The organism is Paenibacillus sp. MAH-35 (assembly GCF_058135425.1).
Genome location: NZ_JBYUPU010000059.1, coordinates 26,303 through 37,180 on the forward strand (window position 1 = coordinate 26,303; position 10,878 = coordinate 37,180).

The window sequence follows — 10,878 nt, forward strand, 5'->3', positions numbered from 1 at the left end:
TCCGTCATCCGCTTAACGTTACTTGAACTCTAGTGTAGCTTAGTAGAGCGGCCGAAGGAATAGTGGAAAAAGCCCAGTTTTACGTAAAAAGGCACCCTTTCGGATGCCCTCTCCCTTGTACATATGCACTACTCGCCTTTCAAAAACCCCGGCTGCAAGAAGCTCGGATTCGGGTATTTGTAAAATCCTTCGCCAGTTGCCCGTCCAAGCTTGCCTTGATCGATATAATCCGATTTCAATAGCTGCGCTATTTTTGCGAACTCCGGATCGCCGGTTGCCGACGCTTTAGCTTGTCCGATATGATAGGCCGTATTAATCCCCACCACATCCAGAATCGCAAAAGGTCCGAGCGGAGCTCCCGTTGCAACCATCCATGTCTTATCGATCGTTTCCACATCGGCGACATCTTTCACCAGAAGCAGTTGGGCGGCTTCCAGGAGCGGCACCAATAACGAATTCAGGATATAGCCGGGCTGTTCCTTGTGCAAAGGCAGCGCAACCATCCCAATCGCTTTCGCAAATGCGATCACATCCTCGAACACTTTCGGATCTGTTCCCGGGTGCTTCATAATTTCGGCCGTATTGTTCTTCCATATTTCATTGGCGAAGTGCAGCGCCAGAAATTGCTTTGGCCGCCCCGTCGCCTCCGCGAATTGGCTGGGTAGCAAGGTGGAAGAGTTTGTGGCGAAGTTGGTTTTGGCGGGAGCTGCTTCTCCCAGCTTTTTATAAAAATCGGTTTTAAGCTGAACCACCTCAGGAATCGCTTCTATTACGAGATCTGCCTCCGCGACTGCTTCCGCCAGATCGGTGTAGAACGAAATGCGCTGATAAGCCTCGGCAACGTCTTTCTCCGTCGCCCCGAAGTCTTCTTGGTAACGCGGCTTCAAAGCCTCGATTCTTTCCCGAGCCCGCGCCAGTGTTTCTTCGCTGATGTCGTAGACGGACACCTCGAATCCTTTGAAGGCAATCTGGAACGCGATCTGACTCCCCAAGACGCCGCTCCCGGCAACGGTAATGTGCGTATAGAGCATCGATATCCTCCCTCAAACTTGTTGTATTCGTCTAAGTTTCCCAACTTGAGGTTAACCGATACGTCCCTGTATCCCCCCCTCTAACCTCCGGTTATTCCCCCTAGCGATTCAACTACTATCGCTTAGCTTCTCGCGGATAGAGCTGCCCGAACCCATCTTCGCGACAAAAAGGCTGCAGCTCGTCTCTATGTACGCACATAGAGTGAACTGCAGCCTTATTTATTCATACAGCGACCGGCGGGTAAGGCCGGGTGTACCACCTATTCCTTTACATGAGCTCCCTTATTTGGACGGAGCCATATTGTTATAGATGCGCGTTGCATTCACTTTGCCCGTGCCTATATCCTCTGTCGTGAATCCGGAAACGAAATTGCCCACTTTAAATTCCTTTTGCAGCAGCTCTTCAGAAGGCTTAGCCTCCGTTGGACCATCGATGCCCATTCCGGTTTCCGGAGTCACGGTCACCCACAAACCGCCGACCTTGAAGCTTTTGCCGTCAGTGCTCACTTCGGAGATGACGCCTTCGATATTGACCGCCACTTTGTCCATGACCGGAGGCTTCGTTACAACATCCGAGGGTTTAGGCGCAGTCGTTGGGGTATCCTGGTTCATTGTGAAAATGCCGACCGCTAACACCGCGCACGCCGCGATTCCGACCGCCCACCCTGTTAACTTCCGTTTAGTTGCCTTTTCCATTTGCAGCAGCCGCTCCTTTTGATGATTTTCATGTTTTTGTTTTGGAGTTTCCTTTTCCATCTCCAGCATCAGCTTTCGATACGTTGCCTCTTTAAAATCCTCGCTCGTTTTCACGTGGAACATCGCAGATTTATAAGCAGATTTCTTCATCCTCCAGACCTCCGATCTTCTCCTTTAAGAGTAAACGACCTCTGGCAAGCCATGTTCCTACCGTCGCCGACTTAGCCTGCATAATAGCTGCAATTTCCTGGATCGAGTATCCTTCGTAATAGTGCAGATGAATCGGGATTCGATATTTCTTGTCCAAGGCCAGCACCGCCTGCAGAACCTCGTTTTCTTCCTTTGGCAGGTAGCTCAGGTCTTCAGGTACAGGGTTTCTGCTCTTGAACCATCCGGCCTTTAGCATATTTTTGCTTTTATTGATCGTTGTTCGGATCAGCCAAGCTTTTTCATGCTCGCTGTTTTCAAATACAGGGCGCTTTTGTAAGTAGGCGAGGAATACTTCCTGCGTCACTTCTTCGGCATCAGCTATGTTTTTCAAGTATGCAAAAGCAATCTTGATCAAGCTTTGCGAATATAGATCCAAGGCCCGCCGCACAGATTCATTGAGCTCATATGAATTGTACACCTCAGTACCCCCTTTCCCTTTTAATACAACTGGGAACCCCATTATTTTTCACTCGTGCTCCATTTTTTTAGCCTGTATGAACCCGACATGGCTACAGACGCCATATAGCACACAAATGACTGCAATTCCGGATATGAAAAATCGTCCAATTCATTGGAATACCCTCGATTGTGCCCCAAATACAAAGAAGACACGCTTGGATAGACGTGTCTTCTTGCATGATTTATTCGTTTGACGATGACTAGAGGATCGACATCCCTGGACGGATTCGGAACCCTATTTGCAAAACTAAATGTTCGCTTCGGTAAGCAGCTCGCCAAGCCGGTCCAAGTTCTGTTCGTTGCCCTCCATGCAGTACGGCTTGGCTTGTTCAAACTCGTCCGTGTCTTTGAACAGTTGGCGGAAGTTGACCCTGGTGCGGCCCTCCAGGTCCTCGAAAATCGCCGTTACCCGAAATTGGTGGCCTGACAGATGATCAAGCACGACCCGCTCCGGCGGCACGAGCTCGACAAAAACGCAGCGGTTAGGGTATTCCGCTCCATCCGGTCCATGCATCGTGAACAGCCACTCGCCTCCCGGTTTAATATCGATCTCGTGGAACGTATTCGTGAACCCTCGCGGTCCCCACCATCGGGCTAGCAACTCGGGGCTTGTCCATGCCCGATATACAGGCTCCCGGGAGACATCGAATACACGCGTGGAAACGAGCTCATTAATGCCGGCTGCCGTCATGCGTATCCCTCCCCTTCCACGATCTTCCCTAGTGTGTCCAGCATTAGGCCGGTACCGTGTTCCCGGATTTCCGGCGTATCGTGTCCGTCCAGGAACGCGCCCTGCTCCGTGAAAATCAGCTTCGTCCCGTCCTCTACCCGGATAAGTTCAATCGTTGCGATCGAAACAGAAATGCGCACGCCGCCCGTATCCAGTGTATACGTATAGACGATGCGCTCCTCCGGAACAAGCTCCAGATAGCTCGCCTCGAAAATAAAGACCGGACCTTCCGGCGGCCCGCCGCTGCTGTACTCACGCCCGCCGACCCGAAAGTCGAAAATGTCCGGCTTGGAAAACCATCTGGCTTTCGTATCCGGGTCGGCCCAAGCGTGATACACCCGCTCCGGCGACGCGGCATAAGTTCGCTCGACTACGAAGGTCGCATGCTTAACGAATCGTTCGTTCATGAATGATCCTCCTCAGGTTGTATTCTTTCATTTTCCTTGGCAAGAAAGTCTCCCAGCAGGTCCAACTGCCGCTCCAAATTCCTTTGCCGCTCCAGGACAGGCTTCTCAAACTCTATTTTCATCGCCTGAAGCAGGCTGGTGAAATGCTCTACCGTTAAAGGCCGCTTCCCCTGCAAAAGCTTGGATACATATCCGAGCTGCTCCAACAGTTTCTGCTGCAGCCGGATCTGCTCTCGGATTCGGCCGATCTGCAGATTAACGATCTCCAGCGGACTGATCTGTCCGCCGGCCATTACCGACTTAACCTCCTCCAAAGACAAGCCCAGCTCCTTGAGTGATAAGATCTGCTGCAAGCGCGACAAGTCGGCCTCGTTATACAGCCTATGGCCGGATTCGGTCTGGCCGGATGGAGAGAACAAACCGATCTGATCATAATAACGCAAAGTTCGTATAGTAAGACCTGTCAGCCTGGCGAGATCCCCCACCTTCCAAATTGTCTTCATAATCATCCTCTCTTTGGCGCTAGCTATGTACCGGTAATCCCATTATAAAACGTTACGTAACGTAAGGTGCAAGCAAAATCGCGACGCTGCTTGGATCGTCAGGATCGGACAAAAGCAAGCCGGTCTGCACTACAACAAAAAGGTACCCCTAAGAGGTACCTTTTCCATGTGTAACTTGCTTCGCTGACATGCGCAAATCCTGTACGGTATTAAACCGTCCCCGCCTTTTTGGGCTTGTTGCTGGGTGCAAACCACCCAAGAAGGGCGATCGCCACCAAGACCACATAGAAGATGCTAGTCCACAACGTGCTATGAGGAAAATGATGCTCCAGAACTCCGATATCCTCATGTGCAAGCGTGATTACGGCAAGCTTTACTCCAACCCAGGCAACGATGGCATAAGCTGTTGTCTCAAGCGCCGGTCGCTGACTAAGCAGCTTAACAAACCAGGTAGCCGCATATTTGATTAAGATTAAGCCGGCAATCCCCCCAAGCACCACTACGGCAAATTTGCCGCCGTCCATTCCGCCGAAATCACCAAGCGGCGAGTCTGGCAGTCCCAGCGCAAGCGCCACCGCAGCAAGAATGGAGTCAATTGCAAAAGCAAGGTCGGCCAGCGCAATTTTCCCTACGGTAGGCCAAAAGCCTTTTCCTGCGGCTTCTTTCTTCAGGTCCTTCTGTATATTTTCATTTTGCTTGCCGAAGCGCGCTTTGATGATGTGCTTTAAACCCAGGTATAACAGATAGGCCGCGCCAATCGCCTGCACCTGCCAAACATTTGCGATAAAGGAAATAGCAAAAAGTGCGGCAAACCGAAAAACAAAGGCCATGATAATTCCATAGTTGATTGCTCGTTTCTTCTGGTCATCCGGTAAATGCTTGGCAATGACCGCCAGCACGAGTGCATTGTCAGCCGACAGCAATCCTTCCAGACCGATCAGGATAAGTAAGGCCCACGCATATTCCAACCACACTGACTCCAACTTGAATTCCTCCTCAAGATCCTTGGTAAGATCTTCTGCCAATATGTAGATAATGTTTACTTGCCCGGCAATAGATATACGTAATCAACCGCCGATAGGATTCAATTTTTTTTATAATACCTTCGACACGAACGGAAATGCAGCGCTAGGCTTGTCCTCATTGCAGTATGCTGGTCCTTGTCTGGATTACTCCGGTTGCGGGACCAGAAAACCGGATTCAGACGTACACACGCCCAGATCCGGTTTGTTTGACGAAGTATAGAACATGAACAATAGCCTTCTCCTTTAAAAAGAGGCGCAATACTCATAGTTGTCTCCTGCCACTTAAAGGATACGGCGGCGCTTTACCTGCTACAACGTTGTCAGGATGGACGTCAGTTGGCGCATAGTCATTCATGCGAAGAAGGATATACTCCACTTCTTCTAATGGCATTTTCAATTGTTGGCTGACCTCAGAGAGTCCCCTATTGTGCGCAAGAAGTTCCCTTGCTTTATTGATCTTTCCATGCAGCCAATTGTTTTCCAACATCCAGTTTTTTACCTGGTCTAAAAGTTGATCTTGGGTTTCCCGATCTGCATGCTTGTTATATTTAGCAACCGATTCCGACAAATAAGAGTAGAGGTACGCCCCCAAGGCTTCGCGTTGTTCGTTTTTAGACATCCGCAGATACTGCTCATAGATGAGGCTGATATCTAAATCCAGCACATGATCCCTGCTATCAAAACGTCTAAATGTTTTTCGTCCGTAATTTTCAGGTAAAACGCGAAATACCACATTTATATGATACGGAAACCGCCAGGTTTCGGCTAATTCTTCTAACGGCAGCAGTTCATCTCTTAATTGGCCTACACACGTTCCATGCGTATCTAATAGAAAAGTTAGTTTCATTCCTGCCTCCATAGACAGATTCAAGCGGGGCCCTCACTATATTCAAACAAAAATAGAAATCTTCAAACTCAATCACATCGTCAGTCAATGAAAATTGGTTGGCTTCGAACCTCTTTAAAATTTCCAGACGTGAGGATGCTTCGAAATCCGTAAAAGGGATCCACTTCTTACTCCAAATCAGAGGTTTGATTCGATCTTCGTCGCCCCCCTCCACCTCTCCTTCTTTGTAAACTCATGCACGTTCAATATGAAATTCATATTTCTCAAATTGGGTTCGGAGCTCATCTTCGTGCGGGATCCACTCCGAATCGCTCCACATGGGCAAGCTTCCAAGTGCCGACAGCTGATTTACGGCTTGTTCCGGACTCGTAATCTTTATGAAATCGTCAAGCTCCTCGGTGCGAATATCCAACGATTCTTGGAGATAATCATCCTGAAGGAGCCCTTCCGGGAGCCCATACTCCTCCCTCGTCCATGGCTCACAGAAGATTCGTTCGGCTTGTAGGTCTCCCTTCTGGAAAAACGACAACTCGAATATTTCCTCATTCATATAGCCGGCCGTCATCACCGGCTCCTCGATCAGCCGGGACAATGCTTTGCCGACCTTCTTCACCGTGCCCCATACAAAATAATCGTGAAGCACGCTGATCCAGCTCTCGTTGCTTTTGCTTATGTACATGACAACGTTGATCTCCGAATGCTCAGGTTTTGGCAATTCGTCAACGTATCGATCCCTACCCTTCGAGCCTGCTCGGTTAGTCGACAGGCCTAATACTTCAGGGTGCACTTCGCTCAGCTTTCTTAATGCTCCGACAGTCTTCTCCAGGTTTTTCGATTTGATATGCAAATTTGCAAACGATCTTCCCACAGGCGGTCTCCTCCAATCGCTTTCTTCCTAGTGCTGATTCATGTTCCCATTCTAGAAAATGGTTCATCTATGTCTGTGATTTCCATTATAATGTTCGGTTGTCCCGAGTCTACCGACTTTTCACCTGATTTTTTTCTTCAAAACTTTCCCAGTGACAATTTTTATTGGCTATTGCTTTGAGATTTCTCAACCCTCACCAACACTCTCGCCATACAGTTATCAATCTTCCACCCCATCTTTTGATAAGGATCTATCGGCGAAAATTAAGCCTTCTCAATAACCTCCCAGTCCAGTTCGGCAGATGAATCCGCTACTAACTGGAGGAACGCAGATTCAACCAGCTCAAAGCTAACGATGTACTTCTGAGGAAATTCACAGGCTTGACCCCCTACTGTCAATTCGACAAACTCCTCCTCGTCCTCCGGGGAGCCGAGAAGGTTGTGAATCGCAGTGCTTGTCTCCACGGTAACGATGAACTCGCGACTGCCGCCGCCGATCATGATCATGCTCTCCCTGCACTGAATCGTCAACTGACTGCGGGTGAAGCCGTCCATCCGTCGGATGACGTCCAGGCATGTCTCAAGCGATGCATGAGAATGCTCGATGGTGTCCGCTACGGCTCCTCTCCGCTGCTCCTCATAAATGGTGATCACCGGTTAACCCTCCTTTCCGCCTTTCCGAAGCTTTCAAGATAGTCCGTTCATTCAGTAATCACGCGCGGCATCGAACCAGCGCTGAGCCATCTCCTCGGGTATAGGCTCGCCAATCAAGTGATTCGACTGGCTGAGCTGCCATACCGCTTCACCAAGGTCTTCCCGTTCGGTAGTCTCGATGCCCTTGAGCGTATTGAAGCGTACGGTGAAAGCGGTAATGGCCACCTCGGCATCGGCAAAGCTGCGGGCCTGGGCCAAGGCTTCCCGGGCAGCGTTGTAAGCTTCGTTGGCCAACTTGGCCAGACGTTTAGGCCAGGACGCGAACGGGCGCCCGAACTCGGTCGTCCACCACTCCGGCTTCCGCAATTGGCTCACGGAAGCATGTCCGGTCCACGGGCGGGTTTTAGCGCGGGTTTTCATTTGCTGCCTCAGGCGCTTGCCTGTAAGCTCTTCCACATTGTAAGCGATAAATCGGTCAAGCAGCGGCCACGTATCCAAGGGCGGCAGCTCACCCAGATCAGGCATGAAGCGCATCTCCAGATTCGTTAACCGGGTTTGACGAGCCAACCGATCCAGGTCGCAGAAGTTCCCCCACAAACTCAGGGACTCCAGATTGGGGAACCGGTCCAGACACTCCAGCGAGATCGGCTGACCCATTGGCGCGTTCTGCAGCGTCAGATTCGTCACCTGGTGCAGCTCACCCAGGCCGGGCAGCACGAAAGGAGCATCCTCCTTACGCCGGCCGGTGCGCGGCGCCAGCGTCAGGGAATAGGGCAGATCACCGGCAGCCGAGAAGCGGGATAAATCGCCGGACACTCTCAAGCGGAAATTTTCAAAGTTCTGCCGCTTCGGAAGCCTCAAGCTCAGATGTCCCCCGGAAGCATCCAGTTCGATATGCAAGCCATGCAATTTGGACTGGCTGGCGTCCGCCGCCGTGTCTGCAGACAGGATCGGAGCCCACGTCATCTCTTCAATGGGACGCATCTGCGCCCAGTCCAGGAAGCTTGCGTCACTGCCTGTATAGTACAGAAATCGCGGCCAGGGCGAGCCCGCCGGCGTGGCAAAAGCATCAAACACAGTCCAATCGATGCGCGCATCAGGGGCAACGTGGAGGTCTGCCTTTTTCCCCAGATGCGGCGGCCCCATCGATAGACTGCCCACACCGGGCTGTATGACAAGAGTGTGACTGCGAGGACCTGTCAGGTCAATGGGATAACGACCCACTTCTCTAACAGATCCAGCAGGGGGACGAGCCTGGTTATCATTTGGCATTGCTATCATCCTTTCTTCTGAACCCTATCGAGTCGTGCCGGCAATTCTGCTAAATAAAAAAACACCGTTCGCATTGTAACGAGAGGGTGCCGAAGTCACACGCTGCCACACAGATTAGGTATCCTCCCTATGGTAAAACAACCATTCAAACGGTAACAACTGCCAAATGGACTAATGTTCGCGGTTCAAGAAAAACACAAGGTGCAGATGAATCAGGATTTAGCAATCCGGAGTCTGCGACACGTATCCGGCACGATCTGGAGTTGCTGGACGAGATCATCCAGAAAGGCTTCAAAACGCTTAGCCTGAATGACGCTGTGATCCAGCGTATGGAGGATGTAACATAGGATTATTATGAATTGATTGGTCTGGGTGAAGCGTATGCGCAGCAAGTGGCAAGAGAGGCAATAGAAGATCATGCGTGACGTGAAGGAGAACGCCTATGACGGGCGTTTCTCCTTGGTCGGCGTGGTGGAGCGTGTGACTGTGATAAAAAACGGATGGAGAAAGTCGGACGGGATGATTGTCCATAAAGCCGCTATAGAAACTGACCGACCGGAAGGCCAAGATCGATCGTTGTATGGCGCAATATCGACTTGACCTCACTTTGGTTCATTGACTTAAGTCAATGAACCAAACCTCCGTTGCAGGTTACAATAGGAAGCATTAAGGGGGCAATGAAATTGATCAAACCTACACATTACCAAAACCTTCAACACACATCGGCGATCGTCGCAGGCGTTTCCTTGTTCATCATGTCCATTGCAGCAGCGTTCTCTTATGGTTATGTTCACACTTCGCTGATCGTCAATGACGACGCTTTGATGACACTGACAAACATCCAGCAATTAGGCTCGCTGTTTGCGTTCGGAATTCTAGGCTGGCTAGTGATTATCCTCACGGATCTACTTGTATCATGGGCTTTTTATGTATATTTAAAGCCTATACATCATGAATACTCCTTATTGGCTGGTTGGCTTCGTCTAATTTATACGGCCATGCTCGCAATTGCCGTCTCACATCTTGTCGTTGCCGGCCGTATCGCACGAGCAGGAACTTCCCCGTTCAACGAATCAATCAACGGAATGGCCTCTCAATCGATGTTATCCATTAAAGCTTTCGAATCCATCTGGTCATTAGGATTGATCCTGTTCGGACTGCACCTGCTGGCCATCGGTTTCATCGCTCTATCGTCTCGGCATATTCCCAAATACTTCAGCATCATGATTGCGATCGCAGGCTTCAGTTACGTGATCGTCCATGTGATGGACAGTTTTTTCCCCCAACTTGAACCTATCGCATCATCGCTGGAAACCCTCCTAAGCATCCCCATGATCATAGGTGAATTAGGTTTCGGTATCTGGCTTTTGATAAAAGGAAGAAAACTGTCTCTTCTGACCGATAAACAGCCTTAAGGCTGTTTATTCAAAACGTCGCTTGATGCGGCTGAGCGATTCGGGCGTGATTCCCAGGTAACTGGCCAATTGATATTGCGGTACTCTGTTGATCAGATCGGGTCTACTTTTCAATAGGGACTTATAACGCTCTTCCGGCCTGGCGGCAATAAAGGCGGCAAATTCATCGCGCGCCTCTCCCAGATTTTCTTCGATCATTTTGAGGATCATTTTCTCCAGTCCGAAATGCATGTCATACATGGCTTGTTGCTTGGATAGATCGCCGACGACCAGAACGCAGTCTTCCACACAACCAAGAGAATATTTGGATGCTGTATCGCCGGCATGTTGGTTGAAAATCGTGACTCCCTGCTCTTCCGTAAAAAATTGAAAGGTTGACTCCTTGCCGTTCTCATCCGAAGCATACTGCCGAACGCAGCCTTGTAAAACAAAGTAGCATTTGTCGGGGATCTCGCCTTGGCGCAACAAGATCGTTCCTTTCTTGAAAGCAGCCATAGGGATCTCTTCTAGGATCCTCTCAAGTTCTGCATCACTAAGATCGGTAAAACGCTTTGCGTATTGGATGAGAATATTTTTCATTCCAATCTCTCCATTGAATTGATAATTTCAGCATTTGAACCTCTCATGACTAAAGTCACGAGATTCTTGGGTAGTCCCTTCTAACGAAGAGAAGTTCACCAAGCTAACCCTGTCGTTCCGACAGTTCGTGTAAGGATTACACAGCAAGAAGTCTTTTGCCTTCGGCAAGTATATTCAGGCTTG

At 49.9% G+C, this 10,878-nt stretch carries 13 protein-coding genes; 1 reads left to right on the forward strand and 12 read right to left on the reverse strand.

Going from position 1 to position 10,878, the window contains the following annotated elements:
• Positions 1-128: 128 nt before the first annotated feature.
• The 11 genes from AC3Y2E_RS32180 to AC3Y2E_RS32230 all read right to left on the reverse strand — a co-directional run bounded on the left by AC3Y2E_RS32180 (position 129) and on the right by AC3Y2E_RS32230 (position 8,701).
• A complete protein-coding gene (locus tag AC3Y2E_RS32180; protein ID WP_379217363.1) occupies positions 129-1,031 on the reverse strand; it encodes a 3-hydroxyacyl-CoA dehydrogenase in 903 nt (300 codons plus the stop codon).
• Positions 1,032-1,313: 282 nt separating this feature from the next.
• Complete coding sequence (locus AC3Y2E_RS32185; protein ID WP_379217364.1) at positions 1,314-1,877, reverse strand: hypothetical protein; 564 nt, start codon at positions 1,875-1,877, stop codon at positions 1,314-1,316.
• On the reverse strand, positions 1,858-2,355 hold the full coding sequence (locus tag AC3Y2E_RS32190; protein ID WP_379217365.1) for an RNA polymerase sigma factor: 498 nt from the start codon (positions 2,353-2,355) through the stop codon (positions 1,858-1,860). The genes AC3Y2E_RS32185 and AC3Y2E_RS32190 overlap by 20 nt, the downstream gene beginning before the upstream one ends.
• A gap of 288 nt (positions 2,356-2,643) precedes the next feature.
• Positions 2,644-3,087, reverse strand: a complete 444-nt coding sequence (locus AC3Y2E_RS32195; RefSeq protein WP_379217366.1) for an SRPBCC family protein — start codon at positions 3,085-3,087, stop codon at positions 2,644-2,646.
• Positions 3,084-3,533, reverse strand: coding sequence for an SRPBCC family protein (locus tag AC3Y2E_RS32200; protein WP_379217367.1), 450 nt, complete (start codon positions 3,531-3,533; stop codon positions 3,084-3,086). Before AC3Y2E_RS32200 ends, AC3Y2E_RS32195 begins: the two co-directional genes overlap by 4 nt.
• Positions 3,530-4,036 (reverse strand): MerR family transcriptional regulator, encoded by a 507-nt coding sequence (locus AC3Y2E_RS32205; protein ID WP_379217368.1) that lies wholly within the window; start codon positions 4,034-4,036, stop codon positions 3,530-3,532. The genes AC3Y2E_RS32200 and AC3Y2E_RS32205 overlap by 4 nt, the downstream gene beginning before the upstream one ends.
• A 209-nt stretch (positions 4,037-4,245) precedes the next feature.
• The gene (locus tag AC3Y2E_RS32210; RefSeq protein WP_379217369.1) at positions 4,246-5,019 is read right to left on the reverse strand and encodes a TerC family protein; all 774 of its coding nucleotides are present in this window, start codon (positions 5,017-5,019) and stop codon (positions 4,246-4,248) included.
• Between the two features lie 304 nt (positions 5,020-5,323).
• Positions 5,324-5,908 (reverse strand): Imm44 family immunity protein, encoded by a 585-nt coding sequence (locus AC3Y2E_RS32215; RefSeq protein ID WP_379217370.1) that lies wholly within the window; start codon positions 5,906-5,908, stop codon positions 5,324-5,326.
• Between the two features lie 232 nt (positions 5,909-6,140).
• Positions 6,141-6,587: a hypothetical protein gene (locus tag AC3Y2E_RS32220; protein ID WP_379217371.1), complete on the reverse strand. Its 447-nt coding sequence runs from the start codon at positions 6,585-6,587 to the stop codon at positions 6,141-6,143.
• A 452-nt stretch (positions 6,588-7,039) separates the two neighbouring features.
• Positions 7,040-7,429 carry a type III secretion system chaperone family protein gene (locus tag AC3Y2E_RS32225; RefSeq protein ID WP_379217372.1) on the reverse strand — a complete coding sequence of 130 codons (390 nt, stop codon included), beginning with the start codon at positions 7,427-7,429 and terminating at the stop codon, positions 7,040-7,042.
• 51 nt (positions 7,430-7,480) lie between these two features.
• On the reverse strand, positions 7,481-8,701 hold the full coding sequence (locus AC3Y2E_RS32230; RefSeq protein WP_379217373.1) for a leucine-rich repeat domain-containing protein: 1,221 nt from the start codon (positions 8,699-8,701) through the stop codon (positions 7,481-7,483).
• 683 nt (positions 8,702-9,384) lie between these two features.
• Here AC3Y2E_RS32230 and AC3Y2E_RS32235 point away from each other — a divergent pair.
• Positions 9,385-10,116, forward strand: a complete 732-nt coding sequence (locus AC3Y2E_RS32235) for a DUF4386 domain-containing protein (RefSeq protein WP_379217374.1) — start codon at positions 9,385-9,387, stop codon at positions 10,114-10,116.
• Positions 10,117-10,122: 6 nt separating this feature from the next.
• Here AC3Y2E_RS32235 and AC3Y2E_RS32240 read toward each other — a convergent pair whose 3' ends face one another.
• Positions 10,123-10,695, reverse strand: coding sequence for a Crp/Fnr family transcriptional regulator (locus AC3Y2E_RS32240; protein WP_379217375.1), 573 nt, complete (start codon positions 10,693-10,695; stop codon positions 10,123-10,125).
• Between the last annotated feature and the right edge of the window lie 183 nt (positions 10,696-10,878).